General features: G+C 62.2%; 17 protein-coding genes. 8 read left to right on the top strand and 9 right to left on the bottom strand.

All coding sequences use genetic code 11. From position 1 onward, the window contains the following. Positions 1 to 7: 7 nt before the first annotated feature. Both tdcB and tdcA read right to left on the bottom strand, forming a co-directional pair. Positions 8 to 997, bottom strand: coding sequence for a bifunctional threonine ammonia-lyase/L-serine ammonia-lyase TdcB (gene tdcB / locus ETEE_RS12580; RefSeq protein WP_034171792.1), 990 nt, complete (start codon positions 995 to 997; stop codon positions 8 to 10). Between the two features lie 96 nt (positions 998 to 1,093). Continuing rightward, positions 1,094 to 2,035, bottom strand: coding sequence for a transcriptional regulator TdcA (gene tdcA, locus ETEE_RS12575; protein ID WP_034171793.1), 942 nt, complete (start codon positions 2,033 to 2,035; stop codon positions 1,094 to 1,096). Between the two features lie 892 nt (positions 2,036 to 2,927). On the opposite strand from tdcA, the gene katG reads away from it, so the two are divergent. Continuing rightward, positions 2,928 to 5,102 (top strand): catalase/peroxidase HPI, encoded by a 2,175-nt coding sequence (gene katG / locus ETEE_RS12570; RefSeq protein WP_034171794.1) that lies wholly within the window; start codon positions 2,928 to 2,930, stop codon positions 5,100 to 5,102. 135 nt (positions 5,103 to 5,237) lie between these two features. Here the strand turns inward: katG and eseJ are convergent, their stop codons facing one another. After that, positions 5,238 to 9,305, bottom strand: a complete 4,068-nt coding sequence (gene eseJ, locus ETEE_RS12565; RefSeq protein ID WP_034171795.1) for a type III secretion system effector EseJ — start codon at positions 9,303 to 9,305, stop codon at positions 5,238 to 5,240. A 610-nt stretch (positions 9,306 to 9,915) separates the two neighbouring features. Between eseJ and ETEE_RS12560 the strand changes: the two genes are divergently transcribed. Then, positions 9,916 to 10,560 carry a two component system response regulator gene (locus ETEE_RS12560; RefSeq protein WP_012847751.1) on the top strand — a complete coding sequence of 215 codons (645 nt, stop codon included), beginning with the start codon at positions 9,916 to 9,918 and terminating at the stop codon, positions 10,558 to 10,560. Here ETEE_RS12560 and ETEE_RS12555 read toward each other — a convergent pair. From ETEE_RS12555 to sctR, 6 genes are read right to left on the bottom strand one after another with little or no spacing between them, the layout of a single operon-like run. Continuing rightward, on the bottom strand, positions 10,557 to 13,292 hold the full coding sequence (locus ETEE_RS12555) for a two component system sensor kinase (RefSeq protein ID WP_038631476.1): 2,736 nt from the start codon (positions 13,290 to 13,292) through the stop codon (positions 10,557 to 10,559). The genes ETEE_RS12560 and ETEE_RS12555 overlap by 4 nt on opposite strands. Before the next feature lie 10 nt (positions 13,293 to 13,302). Next, positions 13,303 to 13,956, bottom strand: coding sequence for a lytic transglycosylase domain-containing protein (locus tag ETEE_RS12550; RefSeq protein WP_225865142.1), 654 nt, complete (start codon positions 13,954 to 13,956; stop codon positions 13,303 to 13,305). Beyond that, entirely contained in the window at positions 13,946 to 15,001 is a 1,056-nt protein-coding gene (locus ETEE_RS12545) for an EscU/YscU/HrcU family type III secretion system export apparatus switch protein (RefSeq protein WP_034171797.1), read from the bottom strand. The genes ETEE_RS12550 and ETEE_RS12545 overlap by 11 nt, the downstream gene beginning before the upstream one ends. Then, the gene (gene sctT / locus ETEE_RS12540) at positions 14,998 to 15,780 is read right to left on the bottom strand and encodes a type III secretion system export apparatus subunit SctT (protein ID WP_200901073.1); all 783 of its coding nucleotides are present in this window, start codon (positions 15,778 to 15,780) and stop codon (positions 14,998 to 15,000) included. Before sctT ends, ETEE_RS12545 begins: the two co-directional genes overlap by 4 nt. After that, positions 15,780 to 16,049 carry a type III secretion system export apparatus subunit SctS gene (sctS, locus tag ETEE_RS12535; RefSeq protein ID WP_012847746.1) on the bottom strand — a complete coding sequence of 90 codons (270 nt, stop codon included), beginning with the start codon at positions 16,047 to 16,049 and terminating at the stop codon, positions 15,780 to 15,782. Before sctS ends, sctT begins: the two co-directional genes overlap by 1 nt. Before the next feature lie 15 nt (positions 16,050 to 16,064). Continuing rightward, positions 16,065 to 16,712 carry a type III secretion system export apparatus subunit SctR gene (gene sctR / locus ETEE_RS12530; protein ID WP_034171798.1) on the bottom strand — a complete coding sequence of 216 codons (648 nt, stop codon included), beginning with the start codon at positions 16,710 to 16,712 and terminating at the stop codon, positions 16,065 to 16,067. A 179-nt stretch (positions 16,713 to 16,891) separates the two neighbouring features. Between sctR and ETEE_RS12525 the strand changes: the two genes are divergently transcribed. From ETEE_RS12525 to ETEE_RS12500, 6 genes are read left to right on the top strand one after another with little or no spacing between them, the layout of a single operon-like run. Further along, positions 16,892 to 17,272, top strand: a complete 381-nt coding sequence (locus ETEE_RS12525) for a type III secretion protein (RefSeq protein ID WP_034171799.1) — start codon at positions 16,892 to 16,894, stop codon at positions 17,270 to 17,272. Next, entirely contained in the window at positions 17,256 to 19,313 is a 2,058-nt protein-coding gene (locus ETEE_RS12520) for an EscV/YscV/HrcV family type III secretion system export apparatus protein (RefSeq protein WP_034171800.1), read from the top strand. The genes ETEE_RS12525 and ETEE_RS12520 overlap by 17 nt, the downstream gene beginning before the upstream one ends. Further along, on the top strand, positions 19,300 to 20,616 hold the full coding sequence (locus tag ETEE_RS12515) for a FliI/YscN family ATPase (RefSeq protein ID WP_034171801.1): 1,317 nt from the start codon (positions 19,300 to 19,302) through the stop codon (positions 20,614 to 20,616). The genes ETEE_RS12520 and ETEE_RS12515 overlap by 14 nt, the downstream gene beginning before the upstream one ends. Continuing rightward, positions 20,610 to 20,978: a hypothetical protein gene (locus tag ETEE_RS12510; protein ID WP_034171802.1), complete on the top strand. Its 369-nt coding sequence runs from the start codon at positions 20,610 to 20,612 to the stop codon at positions 20,976 to 20,978. The genes ETEE_RS12515 and ETEE_RS12510 overlap by 7 nt, the downstream gene beginning before the upstream one ends. After that, complete coding sequence (locus ETEE_RS12505) at positions 20,975 to 21,448, top strand: hypothetical protein (protein WP_034171803.1); 474 nt, start codon at positions 20,975 to 20,977, stop codon at positions 21,446 to 21,448. The genes ETEE_RS12510 and ETEE_RS12505 overlap by 4 nt, the downstream gene beginning before the upstream one ends. Continuing rightward, positions 21,426 to 22,340: a translocation protein in type III secretion gene (locus ETEE_RS12500; RefSeq protein ID WP_034171804.1), complete on the top strand. Its 915-nt coding sequence runs from the start codon at positions 21,426 to 21,428 to the stop codon at positions 22,338 to 22,340. The genes ETEE_RS12505 and ETEE_RS12500 overlap by 23 nt, the downstream gene beginning before the upstream one ends. Positions 22,341 to 22,529 lie beyond the last annotated feature (189 nt).

Below are 22,529 nucleotides of genomic sequence, written 5' to 3'. Positions count from 1 at the left end.
TAAAAAATCAGGCGCCTACCAGCCCGGTGATTTGCGAAACGCGGGAGAGATCAATATTCCCACCGGAGATGATGCTGACGCTTTTGCGCCCTTTAATATACTGATCGAGCTTTCCACTCAGCAGTGCGGCAGAGGCTAAGGCGCCGGCCCCTTCGGTAATCACCTTATTGCGCTGGATCAGCGCCACCATGCTGGCCCGGATCTCCTCTTCACTGACCAGAACCATGTCGTCAACCAGCTCGCGGGCGATCTCAAAGGTCAGGTTCCCTGGCCGAGAGACATCGCAGCCGTCGGCCAGCGTACCGCCCGTACGGTGAGAGGCGATCTCCCCGCCGTAATAGGACGCCGCCATACCGTGTACGTTTTCCGATTGCACGCCGATAATACGGATGGTCGGGTTAACCGATTTAATCGCAATGGCAATACCGGCTATCAGCCCACCGCCGCCGACCGGTACAATAACATTATCGACATCATAGAGATCCTCTAAAATCTCCAGACCGATGGTCCCCTGGCCGGCAATCACCAGCGGATCATCGTAGGGCGGAATAAATATCCGTCCTTCCATCTCGACAATCTCGCTCACTTTTTCGATAGTTTCGTTAAAGTTATTGCCGTGTAGCACGACCTCTGCCGAATAGTCACTGGTTGCCGCGACCTTAGATTTGGGCGCACTGGTCGGCATGACGACCTTACCGTCGATCCCCAGCATGGCGCAGGAGAGTGAAACCCCCTGGGCATGGTTACCGGCAGAGCAGGCCACCACCCCTTTACGTCGCTCGCTATCCGTCAGGGAGCTGAGCTTATTGAACGCGCCGCGAATTTTAAACGAACCGGTACGCTGCATATTTTCAAACTTCAAAAATATTTCGCCCTTACAGCGTTCGCTCAGATAATTAGAGCGCGGCATCCCTGTTTTATATATTTTTCCGGAGAGTCTGGTTTTTGCTGCTTGAATATCATCAATGCTAACGGGAAGATCATATGTAATATGCATGCTATCCTCTCTATAAGAGTAATTTATATTCAAAGCCAACGACAATACTGATCCTGTGGGTATCGTTTAATTACCCACATTCGTTAATCTAACGTGCTACTGCTCAGCGGCGACGGGCTGTTTATATTTGGCACACTGGCTTGGACAATACTGCTTAGCCAACTCGACCAACAGCAGAGCGGATTTTTTAATCTTATAGTTTTTTGACCAAATTGCGGCATAATGTGCGATTGGCAGCGCATCCTCAATCGCCAGGGTCATAAACTGGTTTGAGCCGAAGGGGGTCGTCATATCGCAGGGGATCACGGTAAGGAAATTTGCATTGAGCACCAAATTATAGATCGTGACGACTGAGTCGGTTTTTATGATATTAGCGGTGTCAATCTGGTGCTTATTCAGAATACTGAGTAGCTGTTTATAATATCCCATATCGGTTTGCGGCAGTACCCACTGCTCATGCCGTAGAGCCTCCAGCGTCAGCGGGCCACTGCCGCTGCGGGACTTATTGGCGACGACGACAAACTCTGAATCAAACAGCGGTTCGACGTGCAGATCCTGCAGCTGCATATCGTCGCTCAGCGTACCGATGGCAAAATCCAGACGGCCATCACGGATCGCCGGGAAAAAGGATGAAAGCTGAGCTTCAAACATCGACACCTGCGCGCTGGGAAAGACGCTTTTAAATGTCTTAATCATCTGCGACAGGAAGGTAAAGCCGATCAGGGAGGGAAAACCAAAGGCGACATCGGCTACGCTACTACAGCTCAGACTATTGATCTCACTGACCATATTCTTCATTTCACGGGTGATTGACTCGGAATAGTTCAGCAGCACCTGCCCCGCACTGGTCAGCGTGACGCCGGTATTTTTACGAATGATAACCTCGATACCAAAATAGTCTTCCATCTCGCTGATGGTCTTGCTTACCGCCGGTTGAGAAATTCCTAAACGCTTGGCTGCAGCCCCAATTGAGCCGCTTCTGATGACCTCCTGAAAGACCACAAGGTGTTGCGTTTTGGGTAGAATAAAGGTGTTCATATTCATTAGCACTTATTCTCTCAGCGGGTGGTATTGAACTCTACTAAATAGGGTTATGGGGGGATGTGTTATTGCTCACAGTTTATAAAGTACAATGTTCTTAATTGATATTTACCCTATACATTTCATACAGATAAATAAAAATAACGTATTTTTTCATGACCACAATCAAGAAAAAAAGAGAGAATAACTTTATGTTATGGCGATAATTTAAACACCTCCCAAAAAGCTATTTTTAAATCGCCAAGAAGCTAAAAATGAATTTATGCGGATAAACAAAAATATTCCATCAGAATGTTATCGGTGCCATCGGTTCACCCCAGCGGGGCTGCCCTGTCTGCCCCCCTCGCCGCGCGCCAAGCGGCGCCCTGCTACCTGGACAAAAGAACATTATCAGTGGGAAAATCAACACAAAACACCTAATTTAATAACCATAACAACAAATAGCACCATGAAATGGGCAAAACAACAGAATCTATTACCAACACCACCGACCGGAGTAGCAAGGCGTTACCGAATCGTCCTAAAAACCGACGGCGTCCGAAGGCGCGACGGCCGCTTTTGCGGCTGTCGTCAGATAAACGGCCCGATCGGCACACCGCCGCACGACGCGCCACCCTATAGATACTGAGCGCGTCCCCAGCGGCGCTGCCAAGCAAAAGTCATCGGGCAGGGAAACGTATTGACGGGCTTGATTAACAGGAAATAACAATCAAGTTCGATAGATTAATCGATTGTTCCTATTTCAGAAATTGGGCATGCAGACCGGACAAAAAATCATTAGCACGTATAATCGTTAAGGAATAAAACGAAAGCAGCGATCCATCACGCAATGGGTTATCCGCAGTAATGACCTGAACAGTACTCCATAAATTTACTGAAGGTGCGATAAATGGGAAATAACAACGAATTTTCTAGCGGTAAATGCCCCGTCATGCACGGCGGTATGACCTCCGCGGGCATGGCCAGTAAGGATTGGTGGCCGAATGCCCTGAATCTAGACATTCTGCATCAGCACGATAGCAAAACCAACCCGATGGGACAGCAGTTCAACTATCGAGAGGCGCTGAAGCAGCTGGATGTCCAGGCGCTGAAAGACGATCTGCGGGCGCTGATGACCGACAGCCAGCCCTGGTGGCCGGCTGACTGGGGTCACTACGGTGGCCTGATGGTCCGTATGGCCTGGCACTCCGCTGGCTCCTATCGCATCGCGGATGGCCGCGGCGGCGCAGGCACCGGCAACCAGCGTTTCGCACCGCTCAACTCCTGGCCCGACAACGTCAACCTGGATAAAGCACGCCGTCTGCTGTGGCCGATTAAAAAGAAATATGGCAACAAAATCAGCTGGGCCGATCTGATCGTGCTGGCCGGTACCATGGCCTATGAGTCCATGGGGCTGAAGACCTTTGGCTTCGCCTTTGGCCGTGAAGATATCTGGCACCCGGAAATCGATACCTACTGGGGCTCAGAAAAAGAGTGGCTGGCGCCGAGCGGCAGCGAAGGTAGCCGTTACTCCGGCGAGCGCGATCTGGAAAATCCGCTGGCCGCAGTCATGATGGGCCTGATCTACGTTAACCCGGAAGGGGTGGACGGCAACCCGGATCCGCAGAAAACCGCCAACGACGTGCGCGTCACGTTCGCCCGTATGGCGATGAACGATGAGGAAACCGTCGCCCTGACCGCCGGCGGCCACACCGTAGGTAAATGCCACGGCAACGGCAGCGCCGCCAACCTGGGCGCGGCACCGGAAGGCGCCGATCTGCAGGAACAAGGGTTGGGCTGGAACAACCATACCACCCGCGGCATTGGCCGTGATACGGTCAGCAGCGGGATCGAAGGGGCATGGACCAGCAAGCCGACCCAGTGGGATAACGGCTACTTTGACATGCTGCTGGGCCATGAGTGGACCCTGACCAAGAGCCCGGCAGGCGCCTGGCAGTGGGTGCCGATCCAGATCGCGGAAGAGGACAAGCCGGTCGACGTGGAGGATCCCTCCATCCGTCTTCTGCCGATCATGACCGACGCCGACATGGCGATGAAGGTCGATCCGGCCTACCGTCAGATCGCCGAGCGTTTCCGTCAGGATCCCGCCTACTTCTCCGACGTCTTTGCCCGCGCCTGGTTCAAGCTGACCCACCGCGATCTGGGGCCGAAGTCACGCTATTTCGGGCCGGATGTGCCGCAGGAAGCGCTGATTTGGCAGGATCCGGTTCCCGCCGGCCGCAGCGAGTATGACGTTGCCGCCGTCAAGGCGAAGATCGCCGCCAGCGGCCTGAGCATCGCCGACATGGTCAGCACCGCCTGGGACAGCGCCCGTACCTTCCGCGGCTCGGACAAACGCGGCGGGGCCAACGGCGCCCGCATCCGCCTGGCACCGCAGAACAGCTGGGAAGGCAACGAGCCGGCCCGTCTGGCCAAGGTGCTGGCGGTACTGGAGCCGATTGCCGCCGAGTTTAACGTCAGCGTCGCGGATGTCATCGTCCTCGCCGGTAACCTGGGGATTGAGCTGGCCGCCAAGGCCGCCGGCGTCGCTATCGAGGTGCCGTTTGCACCGGGACGCGGCGATGCCACCCAGGCGATGACCGACGAAGCCTCCTTCGAAGTTCTGGAGCCGCTGGCCGATGGTTTCCGCAACTGGCTGAAGAAAGACTACGTGGTCACGGCCGAAGAGCTGCTGCTGGATCGCGCTCAGCTGATGCGCCTGACCGCCTGTGAAATGACGGTGCTGATCGGCGGGATGCGCGTGCTGGGCGCCAACTATGGCGGCAGCAAGGTCGGGGTCTTCACCGATCGCATCGGTGTCCTGAGCAATGACTTCTTCGTCAACCTGACGGATATGGCTTACACCTGGAAACCGACCGGCAGCAATCTGTATGAAATCCGCGAGCGCGCTAACGGTGCGCTGAAGTGGACCGCCAGCCGGGTCGACCTGGTCTTTGGCTCCAACTCAATACTGCGTGCCTATGCCGAAGTCTATGCACAGGACGACAATAAAGAGAAGTTTGTCCGCGACTTCGTCGCCGCCTGGACCAAGGTAATGAACGCCGATCGCTACGATCTGCGCTAAGTAATGGTGCGACGCCGCCTGACCCGGCGGCGTAAATCCAGACACAGCCCCCGGCAATGCCGGGGGTTGCTTTTGATACCGTCAGCGCCGCCCGGCGTCCCTGCCAACCCGCTCGTTCTATAGCGGCATGCCCGGCTATATCGCCGCCGCCGTCCCCTCTCCGCTCAGCGGGCTGTGCTGCCACAGCGCCTGCTCTATTTCATCGCGGATCTCCTCCGCCTGCTGTACGCTGAGCCCCGCCTGTATGATGGCCTCCGCCTTCATATTCAAGGGCAGGTGCGGCGCTGACTCCGACGCCGCCTGCCGTAGCGCAAGGTCAAACTGCTCACCGACCTCCTGGGGTGACAGCGAGGCGAACGCCGTCTGCTTCCGCAGCTCACCCGCCAGGGTATCCAGCCGATGCGTCAGCTGCTGACCCCCCTGACGCTGTATCTCGTCAAGCGTGTGCCGATCGCGCACGTCGATCTGCGCCAGCGTTTTCGCCATCTGTATCCCCGCCTCTTCACGCGCCTTTGCCAAGGCCCTCTCCAATATGTCGCCGTTCATCTCCCGCTGCGCCCGCTGGCCCAGCTCGGGCATCAGCCAGGATACCATCGAGTTCCACAGGCTGCCGGTCGTCAGCGCCCCGCTGAACAACGCGGCCCCGATGGCGATAATCCCGGCAGGCAGAAGTCCCAGCGGCCCAAGCGCCAGAAAGCCCAGCGTTACGCCGCCGATCAACAGCGGAGCAGCCACGCTGGCCGCGACCAACAGCGCTCTCTGGGCGCCGCTGGCGTGCTTCCAGGTCAGGGACATATCCTGGAGCATGCGTCCTATCACCCCCCGCTTCCCCTCCTCCGCGAGATCGCGGCCAATCGTTCCCGCACTGCGTAACGCCTCCCGCTGCATCGCATACGCCGTCACGCGCTGAATACGCTCATTGATACTGGCCGACGAGTCCAGCTGCATCCCGCGGAGCACCGCATTGACGACTACGTTGGTTCGCCGCTGCTCGGCCACCTTATCCGCGATCCCCTTCTCTGCCTGCGCCTGGGCCGCCCCCACCACAAACTGCAAAATGGAGGTCAGCGCCACCGTTGCCACCCCGCCGCCAAACAGGGCCCCGCCGAGACCGCCGGCCACCACGCCCCCGAGATTCTGACTCAGCATGCCCTTAACGCCGCCGGCGGCATAGGGGGCCCAGTCAGCCATGCTCAACAGCATGATCAGAGCCGGCGGCATCGGCTTCGCGTCCGTCACGCCCACCACCGGCTCACGCTTGCCAAACAGCGTATCCTGTATCACGCTGGCCGTCGTCCCTCGCTGCCAGGCCGTATGAAACATATCGCCGAGGAGCGTCGACGATCCCGTCGCGACCAGCGCGTGGTAGGTATGATCCAAATTGCTGGAGAGGTACGCGAGCTCCTGCGGATACGCACTGGCCCAGGCCAGCAGCTGGCTCGGGGTAAATCCCAGCTCCGTCAACGCCTGGGTGGGATCGGTCGGCAGCTTGCGCAGCGCCTGCATCAGCTCCAGGGAGGCCGCGACGATACCTTTTCCGCTCAATGCCAGCTGGTACTGCAGCAGCAAATCCCGCGGCTTGTCCATGCGCGCCCCCAGCAGCGAGGAGACCTTGTCTCCCATCTGCGCGAGCAGCCAGCTGCTCCAATAAATGTCCTTGGGATAACCGCCGCCGCCGGGCCCATCAGCCCGCTGCTGCTCCTGCTGCAGCGCCAAGAGCGCCACGCGAAAGGCGGCGCTGTTGCTGGCGATACGCTGCTCAAGCTGCGCCAGTTGCGACACGACGTCGCTCCCACTCTCCTTTCCCTGTCGCAGCGCATCGCGCTGACGCACCATCCCGTCGGTCTCCGCCGTCATCGCTCTCAGGGCCGCGCTGCGCAGCTGATACACCTGCTGATTGATGGTGGCCAGCGCGCCGTCAAACGGCTGGGCCGCCGTCGTGATCTCCGCCGCCAGCCGGGCAGACGTGGCCGTTTGCGCGGCCAGAGTGTGCCCCAGCCTATCCACGGCCGCCAGCGTCTCTCCGCTGCGCAGCAGCGCCGCTATCACCCGCCGTTCGGCGTTAATCTCCGTCAGCGCCCGGTTCAGCACCCCGTGTGGGGCCTCGGCGTCGGGCAGCTGCGAAGCCAGCGCCGCGACGCTGTCCTGGTAGCGCTGCAGCAGCCGATCCCGCTGCTGGAAAAAGGCCAGATAGCCCTCAGGATCCGCCATAAACTGCGCCCGTAGCGTGCCCTGCGCTAGCGCCTGTGGGAAGTTAACCCCTGCGTTCTGATGAAATTCACTATGATAATCAATTTGATGCTCTAACTGCAGGCAGTCCGCGGCGATCGTCTGGACCCGAGCCTGCGCGGCGGGCGCCAAACGCTGATACTCCCGCAGCACGGCCTCGCTCACCGCAATATCCTCTGCGACGAACGTGTCGTTATCCAACAGCAAGCGATCGCGGTTAACGGTGGCCGGGCCGCTGCGGGCACAGAGATACAGCAGGCCTTCCAAAGCCGGCTCATGGGGGATCGGCGCCGCAGCGCCATCGCTATCGTCCGTATCGACGCCGGGCGACCAGCGCCGGGAAAAATAGTCCTCGAGCGCGTCCAGCGCCTGGCTGCGCTGTTTAAATGCGCTGAAGTAATCCGGGTTACCCTTAATCTCATCCAGATCGCGCCGCAGGGTTTCCTGCGCCTGCTGGCTGGCGTCGCTGAGCAGCTGCTGTAGCTGCAGGGTGCGATCGCGCTCCTGCAGCGTGGTGCGGCGCAGGGCGCTCAGTTGAGAATAGCGCTCCCGATCGATAAGCAGGCTATCCGGCGCCGGCAGCGCCGCGGTATCCTCCCGGAGCGACGCGACGTAGGGATAACAGGCTGCCAGCAGACGCTGGGCGACCGCCGTATCCGGCAGACTCACTCCGCTTTGCATCACCCGAGCGACCGCCTGGCGTAAACGGGTCGCGTCGGGGGCGCCCGCCTCTCCCTGCGCCTGCTGAACCAGCGCCAGCCACAGGCGATCGTCGTCGCCGACAGCGCCGGCGCCATCGCCAAGCTGGGCGCTCACCTGCGCCAGGCGGGCCCGCCATACGCCCCGCTCACCCGTGGGGGACTCACTCTGCGCGACCCCATCCATCCGCTGTTCCAGCGCGGCCAGGCGATCGGCCACATGCAGCGCCTGTGCGCGGATACGCTGTATCACCGGCGGCGCCTCTGGCCCCCCCTCGATCCCCGCGCATTCGGTCAACACCGCCTGCAGCGCTTGGCGAACCGCCTCCTGCGCCCTTTGCTCTTCGGCAATCTCCGCGCCCAGCGCCTCCGCAGGGGCGAGTAGCGTCTCACTCTGCTGCCGCACCGTGGTCAGCGTCGTACGCAGCGTCGCCAGCGTGTGATTCAGGGTCTCGATGCGTCGGGACAGCGCCTGATAGGCTGGCTCGGTCGGCCCCCCGACCAGCATGTCCTTCACCCGGAACAGGAGATTAAACGTATGGCGCTGCATCTGCAGCAACGAGCCGAGCGCTATCGGCGCGGGCAGCAGGTCATCCAGTGCGTCGTCCCGCAGCGGCGCCGGAGGCGGCAGCGCCACCGGCGCGTGCGGCGGCCGCAAATCGAGAATGCGGTGCTCCTCCGCCGGGCGCGTCTCCGCCAGCGTCGGGAACAGACGATGCGCCTCAGCCCAGGCACGCTCATCAATCTGCCCGAGCGGAAGGCGCAGCGCCTCATGACCATTGGCGCTCAGGATCAGCGCCGATCCGTCATGGGGCGCCACATGCGCGCTCAGCGCCGTCGTCTGATGCGGTGACCCCAGCTCTTTTAGCCAGCAGAAAAACCGCAGCGGATCGCTAAACAGCGCCAGACGCTGTGGTGCCAGCAGCGATGTCTCGCTCAGATTGAGCTGCTCGAGCAGACGGGCGTCCCGATGGCGGCTGATGCACTGCCCATCGATACTGAGCGTGAAATCCTGTGTCGTATCATCATAATCCACCGTCACCGCGCTTTGGCTGTCCGCGTTACATAGCTGGCGCAGCGCGGCGGCGCTCTCCAGCGCCGCAAGAGAGTCATCCCCCCGCTGCAGCAGCTGATGATACTGCGCTTCCGCCGCCGCGCGTCTCTCGGCAGGAAACAGCGCGGCCACGCGGCTAACGCTGCGAGAAAGGCTCTCCGTTGACTCAGAGCCCGCGGTGTTGCCGCTGAGCGCGGGGGATAAAGTAAAAGCATTCACCATGGAGAGACCTCCCAATCGCGTTACACGGGGCGCCGGCCGTTAGCCGGAACATAATGCGATTTTATCCGTACCGCTATTGAGATGCTTTCGGGTATTGGCCTGAGATTATCGACAGATAAAAATATGTCACTTGGAAATAATAACGTGAATAGAAAAATCCTAGACTTCTGAATTTATTATTATAATTCACCTATGATTTTACCAATCCGCCCATGCAAAACTACAGATTACGATTGAAAATAGCAGACTCAATCGCCGCAAAATGCTATCAATTAGCTCATTTTCGACATGATGAGGCATCTCAACGCGAGGGCGCTTACGGTGCAAAAAACATTACCGCCCCCCTGAAAACCTACACTTAGCTCAGCCAAGGCAGCAGTTTTGCTTGACCGTGACGCAGTTTATCCAAAATAATGCTGAAAAACCGTGGAATGAATAGATTAAAAATCTCACTCCGAAATTTGAATATCGAGAAATGCAATACGCTAAAAGTGGTAGAAAAATCCTAGACGGCAAAAAAAAGCGTTCAGCACAACCCTGGTTATTCAAATGCCCCGAGCGAGCTGTATGAAGTTTTCAGTGTGCCACTGATTCGGAGTACCCCTTAAATATGACGATTTCTATTTTACCTCTGAACATTCTGATCGTAGAAGATCATGCCTTGCTGGCCGATGGCATCCGTAATCTCCTGGACAGCCAGCCCCGCTACCGGGTCGTGGGCGCCGTATCGAATGGGCTGGCCGTTTATGAGGCCTGCCAGCGCCTCTCGCCCGATCTGGTCTTACTCGACCTGGGTCTGCCGGGCATGGACGGCGTTGACGTGATCCGTCAGCTGCGGCGTCGCTGGAGCGATATGCGCATCGTCGTCGTCACCGCCTCGTCTGAGGCGCGGCGCGGCAGCGAAGCCCTCGCCGCCGGCGCGCTCGCCTATGTCCTGAAGCAAAGCCCGCAGCAAACCCTGCTGGCGGCCATGCAGCATGCCTCGCTGGGAAAAACCTTTGTCGATCCCGCCCTCAGGCTGGACTCCCTGGTGGCCTCGTCCGATATGGCCCAGGAGCCGCCGCTGACCCTGCGTGAACGGCAAATTCTCAAGCTGGTCGCCGAAGGAAAGCGTAACCGGGATATCGCGGAGCTGCTGTCCATCAGCCTGAAAACCGTGGAGACCCACCGGCTCAACCTGATGCGCAAGTTGGATGCCCACAACGCGGCGGAGCTGAGCAACTGGGCCCGCCGCCTGGGAGTTCTGGAGTTTTAATCCACCTCAAATTCACTGTGCACCAAGCGGGATAGGCTTTCCAGCGCCTTGTCTGGCATCGGCATCCCGCCCTCCAGCGCCTGCTCCCAGCGCGCAGCCGCCTCATACACCAGCGTCAGACCGCCCTGCCCGGCCAGCCCCTTTAGCGTATGCAGCGTCTGCCGCACCGCAGGGGTATCCTGCTGCTCTACCGCCTGCGTCAGCTGCGCCAGGTAGTGCAAGACATCCTCCTGAAGACGCCGCCGCAGCGCGGGATCCTGCCCGAGCAGCGGTATCTCGCCTGCGCTGTTAGGCGACAGCTCGATACCCCGGGTTAACTGTATGTCGGCCGTGTACTCCAGGGCTCGGGACAGCATCGCGGGGGTCACCGGCTTGGTGAGATACTCATTAAAACCGGCGTCCTGCAGCCGCTTGCGCTCTCCGGGCTGCGCATTGGCCGTCAGCGCGATGATCGGGCAGTCGGGATCGAGCATACCGTTCACGCTATCCCGCCACAGATGCAGCGTTTCATCGCCGGACAGCCCCGGCATACGCATATCCATCAGGACCAGATCAAACACGTGTCCACGCCCCAGCACCAGCGCCTCAGAGCCGCTAGAGGCGGTATACACCTTATGTCCCTGCTGGCGCAGCATACGCCCGACGATATCCTGATTGGTATCGACATCGTCCACGACCAGCACCTGCAGCGACCAGGGCGATACCGGCATCCGCTCCCGTACGCCGGTCGCCTGCGTTTCGCCGTCCAAATGCTGCCGCAAACGGCCGGGCAGGTAGCTCAGCTCAGGCGCATCCAGATCGGGGTTGTCGCCCGCCAGGGGGTGGTATCCCCAGGCCGATAGCTGTGGGTGCAGGCAGCGCGGCGCGACAATGCTACCCTTATCCTCCGGCGGCGCGATGGGAACGCTCCCGCTCCCCTCCAGCGGTAGCGTCAGACGAAAACGGGCGCCGATCGCGCTTTTCTCGCAGGAAAGCTCTCCGCCCAGCAGACGTGACAGGCTGCGGGCGATCGGCAGCCCCAGGCCGCTGCCGGCGATGTGGCAATCGACCTGATGAAATGCGGTAAAGATATCGTTAATCCGCGCCTCATCGATGCCCGGGCCGGTATCCTGCACCCGGAAGCAGAGTCGATCCTGCTCGCTCCAGCCGTGCAGCACCACCTCGCCATGGGCGGTAAACTTGACCGCGTTGCCCAGCAGGTTGATCAAAATCTGACGCAGGCGCAGCCCGTCGGTATACAGCGTCTGCGGAAACGACGGCGCCAGCAGGCAGTGCAGGGTCAACCCCTTCTCCAGCGCCGGAACCTGCACCGTCAGCATCGCCTGATCGATCAGCGGCAGCGGATCGAGGTACTCTGGGTTGACCACCATTTGTCCCGATTCTATGCGCGAGAAGTCCAGCAGATTATTGATGATCTCCAACAGGTGGCGCGAACACTTAAGCCCGGTATCCAGTAAATCACGCTGCTCCGGCGTATTCTCACCGTTCTCCAGCAGCGTCAGCGCGCCGATAATCCCATTCAGCGGGGTACGGATTTCATGGCTGATGCTGTTCAGGTGTTCGCTCTTGTTGGCGCTGGCGCGCTCGGCCTGGCGTCGCGCCCGCTCCAGCTCTACCGTACGCTCGGCAACCCGCGCCTCCAGCTGCGCATACTGCGCCTTGACCGCCGACAGCAGTCGGTTATAGACCTGCGCTATGCGCCCCAGCTCATCCTCTCCCGCCACCACCAGGGGCGGCAGATCGGCAACCGCCACGTTGGGCGTCAGACGCTGCATAATACCGGCCAGCGTACGTCCCAACGTGCGCTGCAGCACTAGGTACAGGAGTCCCACCAGCGCGACCAGCAACAGCAGCGCCACCGGCAGATAGCGGTGCAGCGCGGCAAATGCCGCGTCCGTAATCTGACGGCTCGGCGTAAACAGCAGCAGCTTCCAGCCGACCGGGGCGACCTCGCGGCAGATGGAGAAGACCTCATCAAAATTCCCCTCCATCTCGCGCTGGCACGCCGGCAGGCTCTGACGCAACGCGGCGGACAGCGGGATGATCGGCTGCCCCTCCCGATCGAGCCACACGATCGTTTCACCGTCCGGGGTTTTCTCTACGGCGCTAAAGGAGGGGTGCAGGTTTACCGTCATGCCGACCAGCGCACCGGTGAGCAAATCCCGCTTCGCCGCGATCACCCGCCAGTTTCCACTGACGCTGCGGTAGGGTTTACTCCAGATGATGTGGTTGCCGACGGCCTGCTCGCGCAGCGCCCGGATCTGCTCAATGTGCAGCGGGGTATCGGTCGGCTGGCCGCCGGCGCTGGAGAGCACCACGCCGCCGTCCAGCAGGACGAAGGTATCCACCAGATTGCCCAGACTACCGCTGCCGTAGGCTTCGACAAAGGCCTTCGCGCGGCTGATGCGCGCCGCCGGATCCGGCGGCGCAGTCATATCGTGAATGTAGCGCGCCGTCAGATAGTAGGCGCCAGAGGCAACGCCGTCGTCCAGGCGGTGCCAGCAGCGCATCAGCGTATCCACATCACGGCTGACGTCCAGCAGCTCAGAGCTCAGCTCATAAACCGTTTCCGCCACGGTCGCCGTCAAGCGCCGCTGCAGCGATGACTTGGTCTGCTCAAAGTTCAGCAGCAGCGTCACGCCGGTACTCAGCAGCCAGAACAGGGCAATAAATCCACTGAGGATCTGCGCCAGGCGAAACGAGAGGGAGGTGCGCCAGATATGACGGGACATAGGGGATTCCTTATGTGCGGGAGGACGCCGAAGAGCCCGGAGAGCCAGTGGTTAACAGGCGCCATAGCTGACCAAGGTTACCGACCCCTCCGGACGTATGCACCCCCATTTCCGGCGGTGGCGCGGGCGCCGCCGGTACAGCAGATCGCAGCTGACGGTAGTATTCCAACACCCGCTGCACATAGCGCTGCGTTTCAGGATAGGGGGGGACCGTCCCCCCATAGCGCAGCACGGCGCCCTCGCCGGCATTATAGCCGGCCAGCGCCAAATCCAGCCGCCCATTGAAACGGCGCAGCAGTGTACTCAGATAGCGCGTACCGACCTCCAGATTATCGCGCGGATCCAGCAGCGCGAAACGGCCGAAGCGGGCCGCCGTCTCCGGCATCACCTGCATCAGTCCCATCGCCCCTTTTTCCGATACCGTATCATAACGATAGGAGGATTCAACGGCCACCACCGCCTGGATCAGCCGCGGATCCAGCGCATGCTTCCCCGCCACCTGCCCAATCAGCGACGCATAGCTCGCGCCGCCGGCTATCGCCGATGCCGGCGCCGACGCGACGCGCTCCTCCCCGCTCACCCGATACCATTTGAGCGGGGCCGCGGCGCAGCGCCCGGCCAGCAGCGCCAGCGTCAGCCCCACCCATACCCATTTACGCATCATCGTCTTCCTCCTGTGTATCGTCACGCAGCAGACGCAGGAGCTGGGCCACCGCGACAAACAGCTCTTCGGGAACGTAATCGCCCGGAGAGGTGGTCGCGATCAGCGCGCGCGCCAGTGGGATATTCTCCACCACGGGAATGCGCCGCGCCTCCGCCAGCGCCACGATATGCCGCGCCCGCGCCCCACGCCCATACTCCACCACCTGCGGCAGCGGCGTCTCCCCCTCGCAGTAGCGCAGGCAAACGGCGATGTGGGTAGGGTTGCGTACCACCACCGACGCGCTGGAGACGCTATCGGCCAGGCTGCCGCTCTGGATCTCCCTGTGCAGCTCCCGGCGCCGCTGCTTGATCTCCGGGCTCCCCTCCGCGTTTTTAAACTCCTGCTTAATATCCTCATGCGACATCATCAGCTGCTTACGCAGATGGCGGTACTGCATGCTGTAGTCGACGACGGCGAACAGCGCCGTCAGCAGCAGCAGGATCCCCCATAGCCACAGGGTCATTTTGCCGGTGACCCATAGACCAGCCTCGGCGTCGGCGCGCACCAGCTGCGCAAATGATGCGGCATAGCCGCGGATAAAATAGGTAAAGGTCAGGCCGAGGATCACGATTTTCAGCACCATCTTACCCAGCTCGAACAGCTTGAGCAGGGATACCATCTGCTTGGCGTTATTCAGTGGGTTAATCCGCTCGGCGGAGGGCATGATGGCCTTCGGCGCAAACAAAAAGCCGGTCTCCACCAGCCCGGTTAAGATCAGCGTCACGGCCAACAGCGCGGCCAGGCTGAAGACAAAGCGCACCGCCAGCGCGGCGGCCTTGCCGGTCAGCAGCGCGATAGCGTCGGGCAACGGGAGGTTCAGCGTGGCCAGCGTTGCATCGATGAAGCCGCCGATGGCCGCATACAGCGCCGGCCCCTCCGTCACCATCCAGAGCAAAATGACGGCCAGCTGTACGGTCGCGCTGATATCCTGGCTCTTGGCGACCTGCCCCTCCTCGCGCGCATCGCGCAGGCGCTTCGCCGTAGGCTGTTCCGTTTTCTCACTCATAGCACCTCCGCTAGCTGGCGCAGCAGTCCGCCGTCAAAGCGGGTGAACAGTGCCTGCACGCCATCCAGGGCAAAAGGCAGGCTGATAATCAGCATCAGCAGCACTATGGCGCTCTTAATCGGCATCGATAGGGTAAATACGTTGAGCTGCTGCACCGAGCGGTTAATAAAGCCGAGCGCCAGGTCGACCAGAACCATCATCACCATCGCCGGCATGGAAAAACTCAGCGCCAGGGCGTACAGCAGGTGCCACAGGTGCATCAGCAGGGGAATAAAGCCGCGTCCCCACTGCCAATACTGCCCCGGCGGCAAGTCACCATAGGATGAAAACAGGGCGGCCAGCAGCGCATGAAAACCGCCGCCTACGATAAACAGCACGCCGACCAGCTGGGAAAACAGCACCCCCATCGGCGAGGACTGCTCGCCCAGCAGCGGGTTAAACAGCACGGCGATGGAGGCGCCGCGCATGGTGTCGATAATAAAGCCCGCCATGTTCAAGGCCCACAGCGGCAGCGCCGCCGAAAATCCCAGCAACAGCCCCAGGGCCAACTCCCCCAGCAGCAGCCCCCCATAGTGCAGCGGTGCCTGCAGAGGGCTGGGCAGGACCAGGGCCGCCAGCTGCGGCAGCGCCGGCAGCGCCGCCATCAGCGCCAGCGCATTGCGGATCAGGGCCCCGCCGAGCATCGCGCTATTGAATAGGGGCATGATCAGCATGATGCCCAGCGGGCGCATCATGGCGATGCCCAATAGCGGCCACCAGTGGTTCAGCTCTGCCATCATCAGCCCCCCATCTGCGCGATCAGATCCATCGCTCTCCCGGCATAGCTAAACAGCGCGCTGCCCATCCAGTGGTAGGTCAGCGCCAGCGTAACGCTGGCGGCCACCAGCTTAATGGCGAAAGAGACCGTCTGATCCTGGATCTGCGTCAGCGCCTGCACCAGCCCCACCAGCACGCCGACCAACGATGCGACCAGCACCACCGGGAGAGAGAGGATCAGAACCAGCCATAGCAGCTCACTGGCCAACTGCACGAGCTGTGCTTTTCCCATAGCGCCTCCCGGGCCTTAGCGGTACGAAAGCAACAGCTGGCCCAGTAGCTTGTCCCAGCCGCCGACCAGAATAAAGACCAGCAGCTTGAACGGCATGGAGATCGTCATCGGCGACACCATCATCATCCCCATGGCCAGCAGGATATTGGAGACGATGAGATCGATGGCGATAAAGGGCAAAAACAGCAGTAGGCCTATCTGGAACGCCTCCACCAGCTGACTGACGGCAAACGCCGGCATCAGTAATAGCAGCGAGTCATCGCTGATCTGGTCTCGAACGGAGGCAGGCCAGCTCTTGGTTGCCACCTGGCGAAAGAAGTGCAGCTGCGTCGCGGAGGTGTGCTGGCGCAGAAACTGACGGTATGGGTCGAGCGTATTGTCGGACAGCCGCGACAGCAGCGTTGTCTGCGCCTCCACAGGCGCATCGGCCAGCCGCGCCTGCACGGCGGTACCGACCGGCGTCATGATGAACAGCGTCAGGATCAGCGCTAGACCGTAAAGCGCAATATTCGGGGGGATCTGCTGTATTCCCAGCGCATTACGTAGCAGGGCAAACACAACGGACAGCTTTAAAAACGAGGTCCCCATTACGATCAGCAGCGGTAGCAGCGAGAGGGTAACCAGAAGCGCGATCAGTTCCGCCGGTTGTTCTGTCAGAGACATGATGGGTTCTCCTCTAGGATCTGCCGACAGTGTTCCCCACTTCCGCCCCGACGCCCATCGGGTAAAGACCTGACCTGCATGGAAAACCCAGGGCTAACGCGACATCAGGTATTCACCCTATGCCTTACTGAATACGGCTCCGCCATCATGAGGGCGCATCACGATCGCGGAGGATATTCATGGACCTACAGTGGCAACGGCAAACCGAACTTTGGCTACGCCTGATGGGCGCCGCCCCTCAGCCGCCGGCGATCAGCCTGACCCTGGGCCGGGATCGCGACCGTATTTTTCTGGAGCAGGATCAAGGGCGGGCGCGCCTAACGCTGGCGCGCAGCCTACCGGTGCCGCAGCGGCAGCCGACGCTGCTGCGCCTGCTGCAGCTCTTACAGCCCGAGGCCGGCGGCGGGATCCCGCTGCGAGCCTGGCTGGCGGGCGATGCGCTGTGGATTTCAGCGGCGGCGCCGCCTGACAGCGGCGCCGAGCAGTGGCGCGAGCTGGCGCGCCGTCAACGGCGCCTGCTCGATCGCGTGATGGAGAATCCCCATGAAAACGGTCAATAGCTGGCTACACAAGATCACCGCGCGCCAAGACATCATTCTGGCGGCCATGTTGTTACTGGCCGTTTTCATGATGATCATTCCCCTGCCGACGCCCCTGATAGACATCTTGATCGCCATCAACCTCACGCTATCGATCACCCTGCTGATGATGGCGGTCTACATCCGGGAACCCATGGAGTTCTCCGCCTTTCCCTCCGTTTTGCTCATCACGACGCTGTATCGTCTGGCGCTGACCATCAGCACCAGCCGCCTTATTCTGCTGCAGCACGATGCCGGCGAGATCGTCTATACGTTTGGCAACTTTGCCGTGGGGGGCAACCTGGCCGTCGGCCTCATCGTGTTCGCCATCATTACCGTCGTGCAGTTTATCGTGATTACCAAAGGCTCTGAGCGCGTGGCCGAGGTCAGCGCCCGCTTCTCCCTCGACGCGATGCCGGGCAAGCAGATGAGCATCGACGGCGATATGCGCGCCGGGATTATCGATGCGACAGAGGCCCGCCGCCAGCGGGCCCTGGTTCAGAAAGAGAGCCAGCTCTATGGCGCGATGGATGGCGCGATGAAGTTTGTCAAAGGGGACGCCATCGCCTCGATCATCGTCATACTGGTCAATATCGTCGGGGGAATCTGCGTCGGCGTGTTTATGCATGAGATGAGCGCGGGCGATGCGGCGGCGACCTACGCCATCCTGTCCGTCGGCGATGGCCTGATTGCCCAGATCCCGGCGCTGCTCATTTCGATCGCCGCCGGGATCATCGTCACCCGGGTCCCGGGGGAAAGCCGGCGTAACCTTGCCAGTGAGCTCACCGAGCAGATCCTGCGCCAGCGTCAGGCGCTGTGGATCGTTGCCGCGGTGCTGGCCCTGTTTGCCGCCCTGCCCGGCTTCCCTACCCTGATCTTTATCGGCCTTGGCGCGGGAGTGGCCGCCATCGCCTACGCGCTGAGACGCAAAGAGCGGCAGCGCTCCCCGCTCGCCGCCGGCCAAACCGCAGATCCGCGCGACGAGAGCGGACAGGAGGGCGTGCCGCTGCTCATCGGCGCAACGCCGCTCGCGCTGCGCCTGCCCGCCGCACTGGCCCGCGATCCCTCCCTCGCCCAGGCGCTGGCCACGCTGCGGGCGGAGAAGCTGGAGCAGGCGGGTCTGCCGCTGCCGGAGATTCAGATCCAGACAGATAACGGCCTGGGCCCGGATCAGTTTACCCTGCTGCTGTATCAGGAGCCGGTGCTCTCGATGACCCTTCCTCACCTTGCCCTGCTCGATCTCGCCGCGCCCGCGCTGCGCCAGGTCGACCACCGGGAGACGCTCCCCTTCGGCGGGATCACGCTGCAGTGGCTCTCTCTGGAGCAGGCCGAAGGCAGCGCCGCCATCGGCCTGCACCGCTATCAGGGCAATGACCGGATTGCCTATCTCGTCTCATTGGCACTGGATCGCTACGGCGCCGAGTTCATCGGTGTCCAGGAAGCCCGCTATCTCATGGATCAGATGGAGCAGCGCTACGGCGAACTGGTCAAAGAGCTGCAGCGCCAGCTGCCGGTCGCACGGGTCGCCGATGTTCTGCAGCGCCTGGTCGCGGAGAGCGTCTCCATCCGCGATCTGCGCGCCGTCTTTGAAGCGCTGGTCGAATGGGCGCCGCGGGAAAAGGATCCCGTGATGCTGGCCGAATATGCCCGACTGGCCCTACGCCGCCACATTATCGGGCGCCAGCGCCACGGCCAGCCCTGGGTCAAGGCCTGGCTTATCGGTAGCCGGATTGAACAGATGGTGCGCGAGTCTGTCCGCCAGACCTCTGCGGGCTCCTACTCCGCGCTCTCGCAGCAGGAGAATCAGGCGATTCTGGCCGAGATCCACGCGGCGCTGGAGCGCAGCGGCGCCGTCAATACGGCCATCGTAACCGCGATCGATATCCGTCGATTTATCCGTAAGCTGATCGAGCGTGAGCTGTTCACCACCGCCGTACTCTCGTTTCAGGAGCTGGACGATGAGGCGGAACTCAAGGTATTAGGGCACATTGAGCTGATAGGAGACACCCATGCGGCTGCCTGACACTCAGAAGATCCTCGACCTGCTCGGCAGCCCCACCCTGCCGTCGGTGACGGGAGAGCGCCTGGAGGGGCGTCTGCTCACCGTCGGCGCGACATTATTACGCGCCCATCTGCCCGGGGTCGGGCTTGGCGAACAGTGCACCCTGCCCGACGGCGGCCCGGCCGAGGTGGTCGCGATCGAGGGGGATCAGGCGCTGCTCTCGCCCTACCAGCCGCCGCTGGGCCTCGCCAACGGCATGCTGGTGACCCCCAGCGGTGCGCAGGCCCGCATCGGCGTCGGCGAGGCGCTGCTGGGGCGGGTCATCGATGCGCTGGGGCAACCGGCGGACGGGAAACCGCCGCCGCAGGCCACGCAGTGGCGATCGCTGGAGAGCCCCGCGCCAGATCCCCTGCAGCGGGCCCCTATCGATACCCTGCTGCCGATGGGCGTTCGCGCCATCGATGCCGCGCTCAGCGTCGGCGTCGGCCAGCGCCTGGGCATCTTCTCTCCGGCCGGCTGCGGCAAGAGCACCCTGCTCGGCATGCTGGCCGCCAATAGCCAGGCCGAGGTCGTCATCTTGGCGCTGATCGGGGAGCGGGGACGCGAGGTGCGGGAGTTTATCGAACAGATCATGTCCCCCGAACTGCGCGCCCGGAGCGTTGTCATCCTGGCGACCTCGGATCGGCCGGCGTTGGAGCGGATCAAGGCCGCCGATACCGCGACCGTCATCGCCGAATACTTTCGCGATCGCGGACACCACGTACTGCTGTTGGTCGATTCGCTGACCCGCTACGCGCGCGCGATCCGTGAAATCGCGCTGGCCGCCGGCGAGCCGACGGTCAGCGGCGGCTATCCCCCCAGCCTCTACGCCCGCCTGCCCCGGCTGCTGGAGCGGGCAGGCCCCGCCGCCTGCGGCAGCATTACGGCGTTCTATACCGTACTGGTAGAGCAAAAGAGCGACCCGCTGGCCGAAGAGGTCCGCTCGCTGCTGGACGGGCATATCGTGCTCTCACGCCGCCTGGCCGAAGCCAGCCACTATCCCGCCATTGATATTCTGGCCAGCGTCAGCCGAGTGATGTCGCAGGTCGTTACGCCACAGCACCGCCAGGCGGCCAACCGCCTGCGCCACCTCCTGGCGACCTGGCAGGAGATCGCGCTGCTGGTGCGGGTGGGCGAATACCGCCCGGGGCAGGATGCCGACGCGGATGACGCGATGGCCCGCCGGGAGGCCATCGCCACTCTACTGTGCCAGAAAACCGATGAACGCTGCCCGCTGGCCGCCACCCTCAGCGCGCTGTACAGCGCAGTAGGCCAGCCATGCTGACGCAGCTACGCGATATCAAGCGGCTACGCGAACGCGGCCTGCGCAGCACGCTGGCCCAGCTGGCCGATGAGGCTGACAGCGTACGGCGGCGACAGCAGCAGCTCCAGACGCGGCTATCCGCGCTGCAGATCCGCTGGCGCACCCTGAATCAGCAGACGGGCTGCCTGGATCATTTGGCGCTGGGACGCCTGCGCAGCGCCCAGTCGGCCATGGAGAGCGAATCGCAGCGGCTGCGCCATGAGCTGGACACGCTGGCCGCGGAGCAGGGACGCATCAGCCAGCTGCGCGGTGAACACGAAACGCAGCTGCGCCTCAACCTGCGCGAACAGGAAAAATTGAAACTGCTGGAGGAGAGCGAATGATTACGCCGTCTTATGGGCCCACTTCCGGCCACGCCCCGGCCACGGATCGCGACGGACGCCGCCCCCGGCGCGACGCCGACGCCGATCGTGACGCCGAGCGTTTCCGTCAGCTGCTGGCGCCGCCAGCGCCCCTCCCCGAGCCTCACCGCGCCGCCGACGATGCGACGCCTCCGGACACGCCAGGGCATCGCGCGCCGGGCGGCGGCATCCTGCCGGCGCTCCCGCGCCCCACGCCCCTGCCGCTGTCCGCGGAGGGGCTGCAGCTGCGGGCAGCCAGCGGTCCGCTCGCCGGACTGATGGTGACGGCGGGATGGCACGGCGGACGGCTGATACTGCGCCTGTCTGCCCCCTCCGGCGCCCTGCGCGATCGTCTGGCGCAGACCGGCGATACGCTCGGCGCCACGCTCTCTGACCTGCTGGGGATCCCCGTAACCGTGGAGACAGCCTATGAACCTTGCCGCCCCCTTTAGCAGTGAGTCGTTGTTCTTTCTCAGCCGCCTCGACGCCAGCGCTGAGATAAACGGCCTGCGGATCCAGGCCGATCAACACCGCCCCTCGGGATCGGGGCTGCGCCTGGAGAGCCGCTGTGACGATCTCGCCATCGCGCTGTGGGTCGGCGCGGAGTGGAGTCGCTGGCTGGCGCCGCAGCTGGCGGCCCCCTCCCTGGCGCAAATTGAGCCCGATCTCCACCCGGCGGTTGCGGGCTGGCTGCTTTCACCGCTGAATGCGTGGCTACAAGCGGCGTCGCTGCCCGAATTGGCCTCGCCAACCCTGCATCAGGCCGAGGCGCCAGAGCGCTGCTGGCGCCTCACCTTTACCCGCGCCGACGCCCGCCTGTCGCTCTATATTACGCAGATCGCTCCCGGCCTCTTGACGCGCTGGCTGGCGGCGCTAGCGCCGCCAGCGCAGCGGGAGCATACGCTGCCGTTAGTCCTCGGCTGGTGCTGGCTCTCGGCGGAAGAGGCGGCCAAGATCGCCCCCGGAGATGCGCTGCCGCTGCAGGGGATGGCTCCCCAGCCCGACTGCTTCTGGCTCGCCTCCCCCGATAGCCCCGAGCAGCTACGCCTCCACGACGCAGAGAGCGGCGTCGTCGTACGGGCAACGCTGCCCACGGTCGCGCTCACGGCCGCCGACGAACTCTGCCTCCTGGCCGAGGCCGGCCGCGTCAGCCTCAAGGCGGAGAGCCTGGGAGAGTGGGCGCCCGGCCTAGAGACACCGCTCAACGCCTGTGCCTACCCGCGCCTGCAGCTCTCCCTGCGGGGCATCCCATGGGCGGAAGGAACGCTACTGCGGCTAGACGATGGCTGGGCCGTGCGGATCACCCGTCGGATATCGGCCGTCCCCGATGCGCGGGAAGGATAGCCCCGGCGCGGACGACGCACAGGGGGAGCGGCGCCCCGGCGCCCGCGCAAACCATCGAGCGCCGCCGGCGCAGGCCGGCGGCACGGCCCACCTCAGCCCCATCCTAGAGTAAAACAAACGTAAATTCAGGTAATTACCCGATATCTCCCGCACGAAATCAGCGCAGATAATACGTTGACGCAAAAGAGC

Source organism: Edwardsiella anguillarum ET080813, assembly GCF_000264765.2.
Taxonomy (GTDB): Bacteria; Pseudomonadota; Gammaproteobacteria; order Enterobacterales; family Enterobacteriaceae; genus Edwardsiella; species Edwardsiella anguillarum.
This window is presented reverse-complemented; position numbering and strand designations above follow the sequence as displayed.

Excerpts from the sequence above, each read along its gene's own strand:
- ETEE_RS12515 (WP_034171801.1), top strand. The coding sequence starts at position 19,300 with ATGCGGCTGCCTGACACTCAGAAGATCCTCGACCTGCTCGGCAGCCCC.
- sctS (WP_012847746.1), bottom strand. The coding sequence starts at position 16,049 with ATGGGAAAAGCACAGCTCGTGCAGTTGGCCAGTGAGCTGCTATGGCTG.
- ETEE_RS12520 (WP_034171800.1), top strand. The coding sequence starts at position 17,256 with ATGAAAACGGTCAATAGCTGGCTACACAAGATCACCGCGCGCCAAGAC.
- ETEE_RS12550 (WP_225865142.1), bottom strand. The coding sequence starts at position 13,956 with ATGATGCGTAAATGGGTATGGGTGGGGCTGACGCTGGCGCTGCTGGCC.
- ETEE_RS12545 (WP_034171797.1), bottom strand. The coding sequence starts at position 15,001 with ATGAGTGAGAAAACGGAACAGCCTACGGCGAAGCGCCTGCGCGATGCG.
- ETEE_RS12505 (WP_034171803.1), top strand. The coding sequence starts at position 20,975 with ATGATTACGCCGTCTTATGGGCCCACTTCCGGCCACGCCCCGGCCACG.
- ETEE_RS12560 (WP_012847751.1), top strand. The coding sequence starts at position 9,916 with ATGACGATTTCTATTTTACCTCTGAACATTCTGATCGTAGAAGATCAT.
- ETEE_RS12555 (WP_038631476.1), bottom strand. The coding sequence starts at position 13,292 with ATGTCCCGTCATATCTGGCGCACCTCCCTCTCGTTTCGCCTGGCGCAG.
- katG (WP_034171794.1), top strand. The coding sequence starts at position 2,928 with ATGGGAAATAACAACGAATTTTCTAGCGGTAAATGCCCCGTCATGCAC.
- tdcA (WP_034171793.1), bottom strand. The coding sequence starts at position 2,035 with ATGAACACCTTTATTCTACCCAAAACGCAACACCTTGTGGTCTTTCAG.
- sctT (WP_200901073.1), bottom strand. The coding sequence starts at position 15,780 with ATGATGGCAGAGCTGAACCACTGGTGGCCGCTATTGGGCATCGCCATG.
- ETEE_RS12500 (WP_034171804.1), top strand. The coding sequence starts at position 21,426 with ATGAACCTTGCCGCCCCCTTTAGCAGTGAGTCGTTGTTCTTTCTCAGC.
- eseJ (WP_034171795.1), bottom strand. The coding sequence starts at position 9,305 with ATGGTGAATGCTTTTACTTTATCCCCCGCGCTCAGCGGCAACACCGCG.
- tdcB (WP_034171792.1), bottom strand. The coding sequence starts at position 997 with ATGCATATTACATATGATCTTCCCGTTAGCATTGATGATATTCAAGCA.
- sctR (WP_034171798.1), bottom strand. The coding sequence starts at position 16,712 with ATGTCTCTGACAGAACAACCGGCGGAACTGATCGCGCTTCTGGTTACC.
- ETEE_RS12525 (WP_034171799.1), top strand. The coding sequence starts at position 16,892 with ATGGACCTACAGTGGCAACGGCAAACCGAACTTTGGCTACGCCTGATG.
- ETEE_RS12510 (WP_034171802.1), top strand. The coding sequence starts at position 20,610 with ATGCTGACGCAGCTACGCGATATCAAGCGGCTACGCGAACGCGGCCTG.